The 15,241-nt window shown below is 40.9% G+C and carries 18 protein-coding genes; 2 read left to right on the forward strand and 16 right to left on the reverse strand.

Annotation, left to right across the window (positions count from 1 at the left end):
* Positions 1 to 278 precede the first annotated feature (278 nt).
* Positions 279 to 1,238, forward strand: coding sequence for an oxidoreductase (locus M3636_RS08950; RefSeq protein WP_251382189.1), 960 nt, complete (start codon positions 279 to 281; stop codon positions 1,236 to 1,238).
* Between the two features lie 225 nt (positions 1,239 to 1,463).
* Here the strand turns inward: M3636_RS08950 and M3636_RS08955 are convergent, their stop codons facing one another.
* From M3636_RS08955 to M3636_RS08960, 3 genes are read right to left on the reverse strand one after another with little or no spacing between them, the layout of a single operon-like run.
* Positions 1,464 to 1,673 (reverse strand): helix-turn-helix transcriptional regulator, encoded by a 210-nt coding sequence (locus M3636_RS08955; protein ID WP_128102316.1) that lies wholly within the window; start codon positions 1,671 to 1,673, stop codon positions 1,464 to 1,466.
* Between the two features lie 4 nt (positions 1,674 to 1,677).
* Positions 1,678 to 2,166, reverse strand: a complete 489-nt coding sequence (locus M3636_RS29745; RefSeq protein ID WP_353056274.1) for a DUF6442 family protein — start codon at positions 2,164 to 2,166, stop codon at positions 1,678 to 1,680.
* Complete coding sequence (locus M3636_RS08960; RefSeq protein WP_251382190.1) at positions 2,108 to 2,836, reverse strand: CPBP family intramembrane glutamic endopeptidase; 729 nt, start codon at positions 2,834 to 2,836, stop codon at positions 2,108 to 2,110. The genes M3636_RS29745 and M3636_RS08960 overlap by 59 nt, the downstream gene beginning before the upstream one ends.
* 313 nt (positions 2,837 to 3,149) lie before the next feature.
* On the opposite strand from M3636_RS08960, the gene M3636_RS08965 reads away from it, so the two are divergent.
* Positions 3,150 to 3,623: a DinB family protein gene (locus M3636_RS08965; RefSeq protein WP_251382191.1), complete on the forward strand. Its 474-nt coding sequence runs from the start codon at positions 3,150 to 3,152 to the stop codon at positions 3,621 to 3,623.
* Between the two features lie 189 nt (positions 3,624 to 3,812).
* Here the strand turns inward: M3636_RS08965 and M3636_RS08970 are convergent, their stop codons facing one another.
* The 13 genes from M3636_RS08970 to M3636_RS09030 form a co-directional block, all read right to left on the reverse strand.
* Entirely contained in the window at positions 3,813 to 4,664 is an 852-nt protein-coding gene (locus M3636_RS08970; protein WP_251382192.1) for an aldo/keto reductase, read from the reverse strand.
* A gap of 11 nt (positions 4,665 to 4,675) precedes the next feature.
* Entirely contained in the window at positions 4,676 to 5,632 is a 957-nt protein-coding gene (locus M3636_RS08975; protein WP_251382193.1) for an IS30 family transposase, read from the reverse strand.
* A gap of 395 nt (positions 5,633 to 6,027) precedes the next feature.
* The gene (locus tag M3636_RS08980; protein ID WP_251382194.1) at positions 6,028 to 6,762 is read right to left on the reverse strand and encodes a hypothetical protein; all 735 of its coding nucleotides are present in this window, start codon (positions 6,760 to 6,762) and stop codon (positions 6,028 to 6,030) included.
* A gap of 15 nt (positions 6,763 to 6,777) precedes the next feature.
* Positions 6,778 to 7,125, reverse strand: a complete 348-nt coding sequence (locus M3636_RS08985) for a DUF3221 domain-containing protein (protein ID WP_251382195.1) — start codon at positions 7,123 to 7,125, stop codon at positions 6,778 to 6,780.
* Between the two features lie 63 nt (positions 7,126 to 7,188).
* A complete protein-coding gene (locus M3636_RS08990; RefSeq protein ID WP_251382196.1) occupies positions 7,189 to 7,431 on the reverse strand; it encodes a hypothetical protein in 243 nt (80 codons plus the stop codon).
* 254 nt (positions 7,432 to 7,685) lie between these two features.
* Positions 7,686 to 8,843, reverse strand: a complete 1,158-nt coding sequence (locus tag M3636_RS08995) for an alpha/beta hydrolase (RefSeq protein ID WP_251382197.1) — start codon at positions 8,841 to 8,843, stop codon at positions 7,686 to 7,688.
* A 297-nt stretch (positions 8,844 to 9,140) separates the two neighbouring features.
* Positions 9,141 to 9,791, reverse strand: coding sequence for a response regulator (locus M3636_RS09000; RefSeq protein WP_251382198.1), 651 nt, complete (start codon positions 9,789 to 9,791; stop codon positions 9,141 to 9,143).
* Positions 9,788 to 11,011, reverse strand: coding sequence for a sensor histidine kinase (locus M3636_RS09005; RefSeq protein ID WP_251382199.1), 1,224 nt, complete (start codon positions 11,009 to 11,011; stop codon positions 9,788 to 9,790). The genes M3636_RS09000 and M3636_RS09005 overlap by 4 nt, the downstream gene beginning before the upstream one ends.
* 87 nt (positions 11,012 to 11,098) lie before the next feature.
* Complete coding sequence (locus tag M3636_RS09010) at positions 11,099 to 11,497, reverse strand: class I SAM-dependent methyltransferase (RefSeq protein ID WP_353056288.1); 399 nt, start codon at positions 11,495 to 11,497, stop codon at positions 11,099 to 11,101.
* Positions 11,478 to 12,440 (reverse strand): threonine ammonia-lyase, encoded by a 963-nt coding sequence (locus M3636_RS09015; RefSeq protein ID WP_251382200.1) that lies wholly within the window; start codon positions 12,438 to 12,440, stop codon positions 11,478 to 11,480. The genes M3636_RS09010 and M3636_RS09015 overlap by 20 nt, the downstream gene beginning before the upstream one ends.
* 13 nt (positions 12,441 to 12,453) lie before the next feature.
* Positions 12,454 to 13,458, reverse strand: a complete 1,005-nt coding sequence (locus M3636_RS09020; RefSeq protein WP_145408616.1) for an ornithine cyclodeaminase family protein — start codon at positions 13,456 to 13,458, stop codon at positions 12,454 to 12,456.
* A 257-nt stretch (positions 13,459 to 13,715) separates the two neighbouring features.
* Positions 13,716 to 14,345: a copper amine oxidase N-terminal domain-containing protein gene (locus M3636_RS09025; RefSeq protein WP_251382201.1), complete on the reverse strand. Its 630-nt coding sequence runs from the start codon at positions 14,343 to 14,345 to the stop codon at positions 13,716 to 13,718.
* Positions 14,346 to 14,537: 192 nt separating this feature from the next.
* On the reverse strand, positions 14,538 to 15,227 hold the full coding sequence (locus M3636_RS09030) for a TetR/AcrR family transcriptional regulator (protein WP_128102328.1): 690 nt from the start codon (positions 15,225 to 15,227) through the stop codon (positions 14,538 to 14,540).
* Positions 15,228 to 15,241: the final 14 nt, after the last annotated feature.

Here is a 15,241-nt window from a genome sequence, read left to right on the forward strand (position 1 = left end):
CTGTCCATACCGCAATCGGTACAAATTCTTGTCCTTGGCTCGGGACACGAACTTGTACCGATCAAAGGCCTTTTATATGAATTCCTCACACTTTCGTACATAATAGATAAGAAATTTATGTTTTCGAGTGATCACAATTCAAGCTTCTGCTCGAAACACAGTAACGGAACTGCACCTATATAATAACTGCAATTAATAAAAGTAGGTTATCTTCTCTTGACCTAGAGTTAACTCTAGTATGTAAAATATAAAATCAAATGAAAAAAGGAGCTAAGACTATGCCCTCAAAACCAACTTATATTATCACTCCTCAGAAACCTCTTTCTAGTGGCTTCAATAAACATTCAACAGCAAAAGATATATTGAAAGGAATCGACCTGAGCAATAAAGTTTGTATTGTAACAGGTGGCTACTCAGGTATTGGGCTTGAAACTACCCGTGCCTTGGCAGAAGCCGGCGCAACCGTTGTAGTACCAGCCCGATCCATGGATAAAGCACGATCAGCCTTGAAGGATATTCCACGAGTAGAGCTAGCAGAACTTGACCTGATCAATCCAGTGTCCATTGATACATTTGCACAGCACTTCCTAGATACGGAACGTCAGATTGATATTTTGATAAACAATGCAGGTATAATGGTTCCTCCATTAACTCGCGATTCTCGTGGATATGAATCTCAATTTGCCACGAATCATTTAGGACATTTTCAGTTGACTGCACGTTTATGGCCAGCATTAATACAAGCAGGTGAGGCTAGAGTAATATCCGTTTCCTCTTCAGGGATCGTCTTAGGGGGCGTAGAGTTTGATGATCCGAACTATGAACACCACTCCTATGATAAGTGGAAAGCTTACGGTCAATCAAAATCCGCTAATGCTCTCTTTGCCGTTTCATTAGATCGATTAGGTTTTAGTCACGGAATCCGTGCGTTCTCAGTTCACCCTGGTGCAATCTATACAGACTTGTCCCGGTTTTTGTCCAAAGAAGAGCTTGGCGGATTGGACTTCGGAAGTGATCTCAAAACTGAAGCTCAAGGAGCAGCGACTAGTGTATGGTGTGCTACCAATTCTCTGCTAAATGGTATGGGTGGAGTATACTGTTTGGATGCTGATATTGCTCAAGCTGTGTTCACCCCAGAAGAAATGCCAGGTGTGTTACCCTGGGCCATCGATCCTGAGGCAGCAGAGCGGTTGTGGAAACTTAGTGAGCAAATGACCAACGTAAAGTTTGGCGAATAAACTAGTGGACAACTTGAATTTCACTTTTGAAAGAAGAGATAAAATGAATTCGTTATAGTTGTACATAAATCAATGCAATATGGGGATCGTTATACGTTGTCTCTGGAACGAGTTTTGGGGAATAGTTGAACAAAAAGGCAGCCGATCATTGATCGGCTGCTTTCTTGATCTCCTTCTGCTATCGCATCCCATTATCTTAAAAGCTCTAATTAAATACGTAGAGAGTTAATCAAAATAAAAAAGTTCTTCAAATTTTTTGTCCAAAGCAATACAAAGAATTAAAGCCAGCTTAGCTGTTGGATTAAATTGACCAGTTTCAATCGAACTAATCGTATTTCGGGAAACTCCAACTAATTTTGCAAGTTGTTCCTGTGAAAATTTTTTTTCTGTTCTCGCTTCTTTCAAATGATTTCTCAAGATCAGTTCATTGTCCATCGGCTCACCCTATAAACGTTGTGATCAAATTATAGATATGGATGAAAGAGAACATCAGTGTCGCAAGTGTGCAGATGATTGCAAAAACGATGTCGAGGCTGCGTTTCAAACGAAAGGCTGTAATGAGAAAACTTGTAGCCGATACAGAGAATAAAATGGCATACAATCCCCAATTAAAACCACCATCCAGCAGAAGTTGAACTACAAAAAAGACAGTCGCCAGGAAGACGGCTACAACAGAACCAATGTTTACTGCTCTAGACTGAACTTCTAATTTAAATAAGTCCCTATTCTTGTTTTCTCTTCTGCTTTTCGCTAATATTTCATCCTTGTTGATGTGAATTCCTCCCAGCAGTCTTACCAATAGTCTTGTCCATAATATCACAAGAGAACATAGTGCGCTCTGAACGCACAAAATTGTGGACGCTTCCCGTTTAATTGGCGAATGCCGCGAGAAGTATCGAGAGCAATACACCTGTTCCGTTGTTAACACAGTGAACAATTACTCCAGGCCACACCGACTTTGTTCGATGAAAGAGGATTGCCGCGAGGGCACCAACGATGACAGCAGGAACAAAGGCAGCATTGAAGCCATGTGCAGCTGCAAAAACGATGGTACTGATTGACACGCTTAACCAAGGACCGAATCGCTCGAGTGCATTGGTAAGAACACCACGGAATGCAAATTCCTCACCAATGGGGGTTAGCACAGCGATGAAGATGATCTGGAAGACAAATGCGAGGATCCCTCCGGTAGATGCAGATTGATATGACTCTTGTACATTGACCAATGACACACCGGAAAGATAGATTATGATGTAAACTACGCGGGTCAAGAGTACTGCCGCTATTCCGTACATTATGCCGAGCAACACTTGCCGCTTGGACACACTTCGGATTCCAAACACGGAGAGCCGGCGGATCCGAATCAGATATGCAGCTGCAAATGCAGCCAGTCCCATGATGCCGGACAGTGCCGCGAGTGCAAGACCCATTGAAACGATATCACTTGAGAAAAATCTTGCAACTGCTGGCGCAGCGCCATAAAGAAAAGCGAGATAAACGACTGCAGCAACGATGACTTCTAATAACTTCGGATTACTGAATTGGGTGCGGTCTGTAAGTCTCCTACTGTTTCCAACTTTGTTTATTATACTTCTCAAAAAATTCCACCTCTGCTCTAGGATTATGTATACTTCTCATGGATTCTGACAAGTAAACTTGTCATGAAGTTATTATATGCTTGCCAAGTTTACTTGTCAATCGTATATTCACTCTCTCTTCTATTCACTTGCCATGCATCGAATTCTTTAATCTCAGCAGCTACTAGAATGATTTATCTACTAACGTTTGATAATCGCGAACATTTGTTCCATAATGAGAGAATAGCATAGTTTAAGGAAATTGAAGACCAACGGCACTCCAAAAGAACATACTGATCCGATCTTGCTTAATTACGGATAAGGAGGGAACATATTGATTAAGTTATTTCATTATAACTGGATGGTAAGAGATGAATGGTTTGAACTATTCAAGCAAGTTTCGAAGGAGGAATTGTTGCGGAATAGAATAGGTGGAGCAGGTTGCATTCTGTATACACTTTTCCATATTGCAGACGTAGAGTATAGCTGGATTCGCGGAATACAAGGTAAACCAGATATTCAAGTCCAGTATGAGAACTATAAAACACTGGAACAAGTAAAAGAACTCTCCGATTCATGGATACAAGAGACAAAAGCCTTTCTTGATTCCTGGTCAGATGATTTTGATAACCAATTGGTGAGTGTTCCATGGAATGAAGGACGTTATACCCAAGGTGAGATCTTGCGCCATGTCATTGCACACGAAATCCATCATATGGGGCAGCTATCCATATGGGCAAGAGAGATTGGGATTCAACCTATATCAGCAAATTTGATTGGTAGAGGCTTATTTACCGTGAAGCGTTAATTGAGGAAGTTACGTTAAGTCTATGACCGACATTGAACAGTTTTATTAAAAAAGTTACACCTTTCTTGATATACGATGGAGTAAAGAAAGCCGCTATAAATAATAGCGACTTCAATGAGGATATGTTTTCTTCCTTAGTCGTTAAAAGCGTGTGAACATGTTATTCAGAAGTTCACACGCTTTTTATGATCAATCATGAATCTTCCGAGTGCCAATCCATTTGACCATTTCAGGATCACGGTGTGAAAAGAACAGGCTCTGATTCGTATCTAGGGATGCAATCATCTCCATATCTTCTTGACTCAAATCAAAGTCAAAGATGTTGAAATTTTCAATGATTCTTTCTTTACAAACTGATTTTGGAATGACTACGACTTCTCTTTGAGTCAGCCAACGTAAAACGACCTGAGCAACGGATTTGTTATGCTTTGTAGCAACGGAAACCAATATTTCATTCTGGAACAAGTCATTTTTACCTTCTGCAAAAGGAGCCCATGATTGAATTTGAACGTTGTTCTGTTTCATAAATTTTGCATTTTCAATTTGTTGGTTGAAAGGATGTGTTTCAACCTGATTTACAACTGGAACAACTTCATTATGAATAATTAAATCAATTAAGCGATCCTCATGGAAGTTACTGACGCCGATTGCGCGAATTTTTCCTTCTCTATACAACTCCTCCATAGCGCGCCATGATCCATGCACATCTCCATAGGGCTGATGAATCAAATAAAGATCCAAGTAGTCAAGTTGCAAAAGTTCCAGCGATTTCTCAAATGCTTTTTTGGTGCGCTCATAACCTGTATCTTGCACCCACAGCTTCGTCGTAATGAAAAATTCTTCTCTTGCCACGCCACTTCGTTTGAGTGCTCTGCCAACAGCTTCTTCATTCATATAAGAAGCAGCGGTATCAATTAACCGATAACCTACCTCAATCGCGTCCAAGACACTTTGTTCACACTCATTTGGATCAGCAATCTGAAAAACGCCAAATCCGAGGATAGGAATTTCAATCCCATTGTTCAAGATCATTTTTTTCATATGACAGATTGTCAAACCAAGTGCGACAGTTCCTCTGTAAAAGATTCGTGAGCGGTTCTCCAACCCAAGCATTTTCGTGGTCTGTGATTAATTAAATCTAGTGAACTGGCGAGATCTTCATCCTGCACTTGAGCGAGATCAGTGCCTTTTGGGAAAAACTCTCGAAGCAAGCCATTCGCGTTTTCATTGGAACCACGTTGCCAAGACGAATATGGATCAGCAAAATAAACGTGCAGATCATGACTGGTTTCTAGATTGGCGTAACATGCAAACTCTTTTCCCCGATCAGCTGTGGCTGTGAGAAAAGTACCTGTAGGATACTGTGAGATAGCTACACCAAGTGCAATTTCCATGGACAAAGCTGTACGATCAGGCATGAGAATCGCAGTATACAGACGGGTTTTTCGCTCAATGAGCGTGGCTACGCATCCTTTACTTTTCCCGCGACCCGAAACGACGGTATCCAGCTCCCAGTGCCCAAACGTTTCACGGGAACGAACCTCTTTAGGACGATCTGAAATCGATTTGCCGATAGCGAATGTACCGCGAGTTTCTAGGGGCTTCTTACGCTTCCCTTTATGCCGAAGAACCTGTAACGTGCCTCGAACCAAACGCCCAGCGTAGAGCCAGCGATAGATGGTTTTGAAGGAAACCGATGGCAAGCCTTCGATGCGGAAACGTTCCGTAATTTGCTCTGGAGACCACGTTGCCTGTAGTTTTTCCTCCAAGGAAATAGCGATGGCTTCGGACCATTTACCAGATGAGATTGAAGCTTTACGACGCTCCTCATAAGCGCTCTGAGCCTGCTCTGCATGATAGGGTTGCGATGAAGTAACACGATCCAATTCACGACAAATCGTCGAAGGATGCCTTCCCAATTCTTTTGCGATGGCTCTTGCACTATGGCCTTGCCGATGGAGGATTTCTAGCTTGCTGCGCTCAATTATGCTAAGATGTGTGTAGCTCATGGTGGATTCTCCTTGTGTGAATGTGGTGTAGGAACCTTCATTCTACACGAATCCAGCCATGGGTCATTTTTTATTTATTTCCAGTAGGTGTCGCACTTCATATTACAATCCGTCATATAAAACCCTCCACTTTTCTATAAAGAATACGATGTGCATTCAAGCTTGATCATATACCCTACATCCCTCACCTTCATTATGCAACATAAGAGAAAGTGAGCGTTATCCCAATCAGATCAAATGTTTGCCTAATCCTCTCACGCCATTTTCCTGTACGTTATGGTAAACTTCTTGAATGAACTCGTTGCATCAATAGCGATTTCTTCGAAAAACAAAAAGCCGCTAAAATAGCGACTTCAATTAGATAATAGGAATCATGTTTTGTCCCTTGGAAACTGTCACTGTTCTATTGTAACCAGCAATTTTTCATTGCCAGCTTTATTAATCAAAACCAGTTCATAATCAGATAGCCATTTCAGTTCGCCTAAATGTCTAGCATAGGCAAATTCATCTGGCTGATCTGATACCACCTTCTCTAAAAGCACTTGCTTACCATCACGTTGTGAAACAGATATGTATATATCCATGCTTTCTACATGATGATGGCATATAACTTTAGCATTGTACTTCTTATTAGGGCTTTTCAAGTTTTTTTTCCAAATCCATTCATTTACGTAACCTAGCTCTTCTATCTGTAGAGCTACCTCCTTAAATGGCTCAACTACCCAATTTTTATTTACAGCAAGTTCCTCTATCCCACTCATTAGCAGTCGAAGCGTAGCCTTTTTTTTCTCCAACTCACTTTTGGCACTAAACTCACTTAAACTAAATTGGATTGGCACGGAACAAACGTCCGAATCCTTAACAACCTTTTTGTCCGTAATGTGTTCTACACATTCTATAATGACTTTCCTACAATCCTTTGTTTTGTATTTGCCAAATAAACGTTCATACATCGCTGTAATACAACGGGTTTGCAAATGAAATGAACGTCTTTTCCATTTCCAATTCAATTCATAATCTATTTTGGTTGCTTCGTTGTAATCGCATTTTTGTATTTTCATTATTGACTCAATATTTGCATCATTAATAATGTATGGTAAGTCACAGATAAATTCTTTTAAAGTCTTCAATATTATTGCACCTCATTATTGAATAATAACTTTATTAGCTAGAGCTTGTGGAGGTGATGATTGCGCTATAAGATCTTTTATCCACACTTCAACTTTCTTACTTATTAATAAATTATTCAACTTAGACTTCGCTACGCCACCGACAATTATTTCACTATCCTGATCTAAACTTATCCAGATTAAATTCGTTGCAGAGCCCTTTACGTCATCATGCTCGATCAATATTTGATTATCTTGCTCATTAACCTCAATAATTGTACCAATGATGTCTGCATGAGATTGAGTTTGTTCGTGTTGAAAACTACAGCCGACGGTTAGTACAAGTAACAAGACAACTGTGAGTCCACTCACTAATTTAGCCATGTCCGTCCCCTTCCACTTACAATGTAAAATCCATTGTAACAGTGCGGATTTCTTCAACTCTTCTTAGTCCGTTTTAGTCTTTTTGTATTGTCTGTACCGCATAAAGGCAAAAGGTAGATTAATGATTCCAGCAATAAAAGGAGACACAATAGATATCCATTGAGGTATGGTAGGATATATCGGTTTTCCATCTCCCACAGGTCCTACTTTAGGTTGGTTACTGTCCCACAATCCATATAAGAGACCAATAGGAGGCAGTAATATGCAAATTACACTTGCAACGATATGTAACACATATTTGTTCATTCCTAGCCCCTCCATCCTATATATTCATGCCTGAACCCTTTTTAAATTGTACGTTATTTGAAAGTTAGAAGTTACACTAATTTGTGATATACACCATAAAAAGGATATTCAAACTTCCTTCTATTTTCTTGCTATAGTGCTAGTTTACGAACTTTTCTCAACGAAACAAAAAAAAGCCGCTAAATATAGCGACTTCGATAAGTTACTCATATCATATAGTATCATGTTCTTGTCCTGAACAAAGAGCATTATCACTAAGGCTTTTTGATCATTTCCACGCCTTCAAATGCGAGGCTCTCCAGACCCAATGTCTTGTTTAACAGATAATTATCAAAAAATGCTTTTGTATACGAAGTAAGAATATCGCGCTGCTCCATAGCGTCCCGGGCTCCTCTGGAGCCTAAGTCTGTAGTCGTAAACATGGAATCCGAGAAATCGCCATGTGTCACTTGATCAATAATGGCAAAGTAGGTATCCTCGCTGTTGGATTCAAGAAGAAAAGCATTCGTATTGTATGCAAGTACTGTGCCGAGCTGCATGAAAGGCTTTTTCAGATCGCTGTCCAGCGCACCTACCATATTTCCATCCAGATTTACACTACCGACGAAACGGTCATCGTCACGACTAACAATTGCCGCTGTCGTTCCACCAAACGAATGTCCAAATACTCCCATGCCGATATCCAACTGCAATCTACCTTCAAACAAAGATTCTATGTCACCCGCATTCATAGCGTACAGTCGATCTGCTACATGTCTAATGTCTTCGCTCTGTAAAACGGCATATTTCGCAAATTCGACGGCTTGAGGCGCCGATGTTAATTGACGTGACGTCTTGATCGCTTGTTCTTCTCCTAACTTCTCGGTCATGATTTGCGGCTGTGGCATGATGAGAGAGGCCACTTCCATACTGTAAGCCGTCAAGTCTTCCATAAACTTTTCTGTCATAGCAACCGTTCGTCCATCCTTCAGTTTGTAAACACCGCTTTCTGCATGTCCGATAGATACCACGATATAGCCAGCGCTTGCCAGGTCTTGGGCAAACACAGTACCTTGCTGCGGATAAGCGCCCGCACCATGGCTGAAGAATAGAACGGGATATTGCGTTTCCTGCTTAGACAAGGCCAGATCATCGTATGACCACGTCTTAAAATTCGAATCAAAAAGCTGCTCGCCTAGTGGAGCGCCTATTTTCACAAGAAGCTCATTTCTCAGAGAATGAAACTCAGGAAAAGCATATTCTGCCGTTGATTTGTCTTCACTACTGTCGGACGGATAAAAAAATAACGCTGTTAATTCCCTTTCCGATTGGTCGGATGCGGTGTACTTGAAGTCCATCTGTGTCCGTCCCACCGTATAATTGCCGATTGGTTTCGGAAATTCTTTGTAGATCGAACCCTCTTTAGTTTCCATATCCAAAGATTCCTCCTTTTTCAATTGGCTGTTGTTTTCTGGTTTCGTCACGTCTTCCTTCGCAAAGTTCTCCTTAGTGGGAGTCCCGTTATTCGCAACACAAGCAGATAGCAGGACTAGTGCGAAAGCTGTTGTCAGGATTATTGTCACTAGTTTTTTCATCATTTCTCCTCCATTTGAAATCTCTTGTACTACTGCATCTATCATAATTGGAGGAGCACGAAAAAAAAATCGTACAAAAGGGCAATCCCCAAATGTACGATCGGGCAAATTCAGACAAGCTTCTTTACAGTTCGATTAAAAATGTAGAATGCCCCACTCCACCGCGACAGCAACCGCCTGCGGTCTCGAGTCGACCCCCAACTTATTGTAAATTGTAGTTAAATGAGCTTTTACGGTGCGTTCAGATATCCCCATTTCTAAACCAATCTCTTTACTTCGAGATCCACGTGCAATGGCTTGAAGCACAATCAGCTCCTTGTCGGTAATAGATATGTTGGCCGTAGTAGATGGTACTGTCGTCTTTTCAAAGGTCTGTTTAGCGAATACTTTGTCAGTGATCTCCGGAAGCAACAGCGTTTCTCCCCGCATCGCTGCTTCAATGGAACGGAATATCATCTCTCTCCCCGTATCCTTTAGCAAATAACCTTTTGCGCCCAACGCCAGTCCACGACTCATCATGTCGTCTTCATTATATGTAGTCAAGATAATAACCGGCATATCATGTCCTTTTTCTTTAAGTCCAGTCATGGTGGCTAAGCCATCCAGCTTAGGCATGTTAAGATCTAATAGAATAATGTCCGGACTATAAGCATCCGCCAGTTGGAGCGCTTCCACACCATTGGAAGCTTCTGCGACTACCGTGTACCTTGAATTGGTTTCCAGGATCAGCTTAAGTCCCTCGCGAACGACCAGATGGTCATCTGCTATCAGAATCCTGATTGTCATAAGTTAATATCCTCCTGATATAATGGAATGTTAACCATCACACGGGTGCCTTGCGACCCGCTATTAATGCTGATATCACCACCCATAATTCTGACCCGTTCAGTCAAACCAATTAAACCATAGCTGCCGAATTGCTTCTTGATCACTCGGGTATCAAAACCTATCCCATCATCCGTTATCCTTAGCTCAATCTTATTTTCACCTGCAACAACCGCAACCTCTACGTTTGCAGCACGAGCGTGTTTGGCTGTATTAGCCAGGCATTCCCGGATGATCAGCAAACTATGCTCGTGAATCAGCTTCGGTACTAGCGGATCGTGTAGCGATAATTGGGTGGAGATCTGAATCCCTGTCGTATGCGTGAAATGTTCAACTTCAGCCTGCACTGCTTTGGATATGTCTATGGCCTCTGCGGCATGCGAACGCAAATTGTCAATGGCGCTTCTTGCTTCGGAGAGAGCACGTTTGGCGTGGGCTTTGGACAACTGAACAATTTCATGAGCGCGATGTGTATTACTGTTCTCCAAATGAGCATCCACGGCATCCAGTTGCATAATCAGACCTGCCAACCCCTGTGCTAAGGTATCATGGAGATCACGAGCCATTCGCTGGCGCTCGTTGGCAATCGTTAGCGCCTCCACCTGCCTATGCGCAATTTCTAATTCCCGCAAAAACGACTGGGTTTGCCATTTAGCACGAACTTGCTTATAAAACAAAGAAGCATAACCTATCACAAAAAACGTTACAAAAAAGAGTGAAGGCAATGTGGTTAACAAATCCTCAGTCGTTCGGAGCCAAACTAGTGAAAACAGAACTCCATAAAAAGCAGAAACCCATAAAACCTTAACCCGTTCGGCATACACCCCTATACTTTGCCCGACCAAAGCTGTTAATAGACTTATAAAGATGATGGGATGAGTGCTAGGCATGATAGCTACACAACCCAGGACGATCAATCCTTGCACCACAAAATATACCCAGGATCTCCGATCCACAATGCTCCCGGCATACCAATGTAGCAAAATGTGGATCAGCATAAGACCTGTAAACATACTCAATTCAAACGCTGTGGGAAACCCGGGAAACTGAGAGAACAAGGCAGACACATAAATCAGAGTGACCCAGATTAAAGCAGGCTGACGAGAATCAAGCAGTACATTTTGGATGGCTAATCTTGAGCTTATTTGCTGTTGGTTTTTTACATCATTCTGTTCGCCCATCGTACTCACCTCCAAGGCCGCTTTCAAACAATCCATATTAATTTAACTCTTCTACCCTATATTAAAATTAAGCAATGCAAGAGTCCATTACAAATCCCCTGCCTTATTTGTTTGTCTAAAGATAAAATGGTCATCAGGATCCCAGACGTGCAGATGATCAGCGCAGTACTTTTCAAAAAAATAACCTCTTAGATGGCTTTCGTTTCCTGGCATCAAGCAATCTTCTGGTGTTCTATCAAACACAACGTTGTCGTAATTTATACAGTTCTCGCTAGCTCCCTTTATCATCTCTAATGACAAATCTACACCTGTAACGTGTAATGCACCCATATCAGCCAAGGATTTTGTATAAATTCCACCTCCGCAACCGATATCAACAATTGGCTTACCATTAACGTTAACATTATTTTGGATCAGAGAAACCCATGATTTATCAGCACTTCTTCTAGTAACTTGAAAGAGATAATTAATATTTAGACAAAATATCCGTTAATACATTTCCATCAATGTTCCCACCGCTTATAACAAGTGCTACATTTCTACCTCCAATACGTTCTTTATAATCCATAATAGCCGCAACTGTTGTAGCGCTCCCAGCTTCAACGATGTATTTTTCTTCTTTGGCCATAAAACTAACTGCTTTGGCGATTGAGCGTTCAGACACTGCGATAAAATCATCTACGTAATACTTAGCCATCTCGAAGCTCAATTTTCCGACTCCACCAAGTAGCGCGTCACACAATGACTCTTCGTTCGGATATTCTTCATAGAAGATGTGGTCCTCGTAAGATTTCAACATAGCCGGGCATGCCTCTGTTTGAACGCCAACAATACGAATTGTCGGATTGATCGATTTTGCAGCAACAGCAATACCCGTTATAAGGCCACCTCCGCCTATGGGGACTACGATTGTATCAATATCTTTGTTTTGCTCTAGTATTTCAATAGCTACCGTCCCTTGCCCACCATAAATTTCTGGATCGCTATAATATGCATCGATATAGGTTAGACCCTGTTCATTAATATATTTCATGCCTAACACATGAGCCTCGTCAAAATCTTCACCTAATTTCATTACTTCTGATCCGAAATAATTAATTTTATCAATTTTACTTTGGGGTGTTGATTCTGGGACGATTACAACAACATTATTTATTCCAAGAATTGATGCAGCGTAGCTTACAGCACTTCCATGGTTACCTGAGGAGATTGCAGCAACACCACAGTTTCTTTCTTCTTCAGTTAGCGTCATCATTTTATTTAGAGCCCCTCGGATTTTAAAGCTCTTTGCTCGCTGAAGAGACTCCAGTTTGAAAAAAAATCTGCTATCGTCATCACCTAGATAAAAGGACTCTTCAAGTGGTGTTTTCATTACATAGTTCCTGATTCGATCATAGGCATTTATTACATGTTCATAGCTAAAAGTCATTTCTAATGCTCCCTTAGATTTCAGATTTAACTCCAAGATTTTTTCCCTCAGCAGCCTGTAATGCCATTTTTGCTGCATAGATATCCAAGATTGCCATACCCGTAGCATCAAAGACTGTAATTTGTTCGTTACTGGTTCTTCCCTTTATTTTTCCTAGAATCACATCACCAATTTCACCACGTAAATCCCCCTCTGTAATCGCTCCTTCTTTAAGTGGGATTTCAATCTCACCGACTTGCTTACAGTGTTCTTGATCATCTAAGAAAAGGCAGGCTTCTGAGATCAGGCTTGATTCAATCTCCTGTTTTCCAGCCATATCTGCACCGATGCAAGAAATATGTGTGCCTTGTTTTACCCATTCCCTCTTAATGATTGGTGATCTGGATGCCGTTACAGTAATGATGATATCACTGTGTTTCACTGCTTGTTCCAAGGAGTTTACTTCCTCAAATTTAACTTTCTCTACGTTCATCCCAAATTCGATTTGCAGTCTATGTGGTATGGCATCAACAAATTGTTTTAATTTCGCTTTGTCCCTACCTGCAACCCGGATCATTCTTAACGTAGGGAGAGCAAACAAAGCACATGCTATTTGAAAAATAGCTTGGTTACCAGATCCCACAACAAGTAGATTTTCAGATTCTTTTCTAGCTAAGTATTTAGCACCAATTGCTCCTGAAGCTCCTGTCCGGATGCCTGTAATATATGCAGCCTCGGTTATTCCTACAGGTTTACCTGTTTCAGCATCGAAAACGGTGATTAGTCCCATGAGAGTCGGCATCTGCTTTGCTTCATTATCAGCGAACCATGTAACTGTCTTATGTCCGAATACCTTATCGCGCTTGAGATACCCTGATTTGATGTCCATATCTGCCTTACCCGGCTCAAAATCATAAAAGACTGTTGGCCAAGTCTCCGTGTTATTTTCACTTTTAGCTTGGTACACCGTCTCAACAAGATGGATGGCTTGTTGAACATTCAATACTTGTCTAACATCTCTATCACTCAAAAATCGCATCAGTCATACTACCTCCACATCAAATAATTAAAAAAGCATTGAATCTCATCCCTCCTACATTCATAGGCCCTAACGGGAATAAGACTCAATGCTTTAAAATCGTTTTTACCCGGGGATAAAAACAAGCATGATATTTATTTGTAGATTTATAATATCTAAATGATGTCGAGATTACAACAATAATTTGATAGATATTAACGAGTGAATTCCTAATTATACCTTATTCACAAAATGAAGCTTAGTCCTTCCACTACGTATTATATCTCAATATTTAACGTATTTTTACTAGCATTTAATTGCAAGGTTGCGCCTAATCCTTTAATAGATTGTACTGGAATGTAAGTTACACCATTAACTACTTTTGGAGCTGTGCTTAATGTAACAGCCTTACCGTTATAAAATACAGTTTTACTTCCAATCGTAAGGGTAACCTTGAATTTATCTTTTGTCAGACCGATCTTTGCAGTATCCGGATCGTATGTAAATGTAGCATCTAATGCATCTGCAATGTCTCGTAAAGGAAGCAAATTACTCCCTTGATATTGTACAGGCTTATTCGTGAAATCTACTTTTTGGTCATTAACATATACTTTCAATGAAGATTCCGTATATTGTGGTTTAGTTTCTTTGGGTTTTGCTGGGGTTGTTTTTTTGGAAGACGATGAGGATGAACTACCCGATGATTTGGAACTTGAAGAAGATGAGGATGATGAGCTACCGCCATTGTGATAATGATACTGTCCGTACTCTAGTCCCCATTTGGAACAATTTGTCCAACACGTATGCCCTCCATTCGAATCTGTCCTCCCCGGATGAGCAAATACACTTGTTGCACTCGTTAAAAGAAACAGAGATAACACAGAAGTTACAAGTACCTTTTTGTTCATTTCTAACACTCCCTTAACTGGTTCAATTTTCCTATGTATCATAACATATAATATACACACCTACTAGATATCAACCAAATCAGCAATTAGACAATGTTTTTATACCTTCGGCTCAAGACTGGCACTGGTACTTTAACTTGTACTTTAGAATAAAAAAAGCCGCTAATTAGCGACTTTTGTGCAGTATCCGAATTAATGATCTGCCTTTCCTTCTGAGAAACGGGTAACTATAAAGTTATTGTAGTAGCCGTCCAAGTAACTTAGCATGGTTTTCCGAACATCTTCCCTGAAATTGCGTTGAAGACCGTCCAGTCCATTCTGCTTAATGATCTCGACAACCTCCTCAGGCAACGTTGCAGTTAGTTTACAGCCCGTCATAATGGACGCCTCAGCCTGTAATATTTCCATTACGTCCTCAGGAGTCACGGCTTCGAATTCACATATGATCGTCACCAGAGCAGTCATACGTTTATAGAGATCGAGCTTGTGATTTAACATGGTTTCTGCATCCACGTTCTTCTCGAACACGGCTGTACGCATCGATTCCAGTTTGACGTAAAGTGGATTATCGTCAACTAATTCCATCAGCTCATCCATAAGCAGAGTTTTGAAGTCCTCAAAACTTCGTACAGGCATACGTAATACCATCTCACCCAAACGATCCAGCCTTTTCACGTATTCTCTGCACAATACACTGAAAAACAATGCTTCTTTTGTTTTGAAATACACAAATAAAATTCCATTGGACATCCCCATCTGCTTGGCGATATCAGACATCTTAATTTTATCATATTCCAATTCAAGAAACATTTCGGCTGCTTTATCCATAATAGCCTTCGCTTTAAGGGCTTTTGCCTCGGGGGTCATTGCACGTTTCGCCATAATGTCTATCACTC

It is taken from the genome of Paenibacillus sp. MER 99-2 (assembly GCF_023714095.1).
Taxonomy (GTDB): Bacteria; Bacillota; Bacilli; order Paenibacillales; family Paenibacillaceae; genus Paenibacillus.

What these genes read in the sequence shown, in the direction of transcription:
- M3636_RS08950 (WP_251382189.1), top strand. Translation starts at nt 279, where the DNA reads ATGCCCTCAAAACCAACTTATATTATCACTCCTCAGAAACCTCTTTCT.
- M3636_RS08955 (WP_128102316.1), bottom strand. Translation starts at nt 1,673, where the DNA reads ATGGACAATGAACTGATCTTGAGAAATCATTTGAAAGAAGCGAGAACA.
- M3636_RS08970 (WP_251382192.1), bottom strand. Translation starts at nt 4,664, where the DNA reads ATGAAAAAAATGATCTTGAACAATGGGATTGAAATTCCTATCCTCGGA.
- M3636_RS08975 (WP_251382193.1), bottom strand. Translation starts at nt 5,632, where the DNA reads ATGAGCTACACACATCTTAGCATAATTGAGCGCAGCAAGCTAGAAATC.
- M3636_RS08985 (WP_251382195.1), bottom strand. Translation starts at nt 7,125, where the DNA reads ATGGCTAAATTAGTGAGTGGACTCACAGTTGTCTTGTTACTTGTACTA.
- M3636_RS08990 (WP_251382196.1), bottom strand. Translation starts at nt 7,431, where the DNA reads ATGAACAAATATGTGTTACATATCGTTGCAAGTGTAATTTGCATATTA.
- M3636_RS08995 (WP_251382197.1), bottom strand. Translation starts at nt 8,843, where the DNA reads ATGGAAACTAAAGAGGGTTCGATCTACAAAGAATTTCCGAAACCAATC.
- M3636_RS09000 (WP_251382198.1), bottom strand. Translation starts at nt 9,791, where the DNA reads ATGACAATCAGGATTCTGATAGCAGATGACCATCTGGTCGTTCGCGAG.
- M3636_RS09005 (WP_251382199.1), bottom strand. Translation starts at nt 11,011, where the DNA reads ATGGGCGAACAGAATGATGTAAAAAACCAACAGCAAATAAGCTCAAGA.
- M3636_RS09015 (WP_251382200.1), bottom strand. Translation starts at nt 12,440, where the DNA reads ATGACTTTTAGCTATGAACATGTAATAAATGCCTATGATCGAATCAGG.
- M3636_RS09020 (WP_145408616.1), bottom strand. Translation starts at nt 13,458, where the DNA reads ATGCGATTTTTGAGTGATAGAGATGTTAGACAAGTATTGAATGTTCAA.
- M3636_RS09025 (WP_251382201.1), bottom strand. Translation starts at nt 14,345, where the DNA reads ATGAACAAAAAGGTACTTGTAACTTCTGTGTTATCTCTGTTTCTTTTA.
- M3636_RS09030 (WP_128102328.1), bottom strand. Translation starts at nt 15,227, where the DNA reads ATGGCGAAACGTGCAATGACCCCCGAGGCAAAAGCCCTTAAAGCGAAG.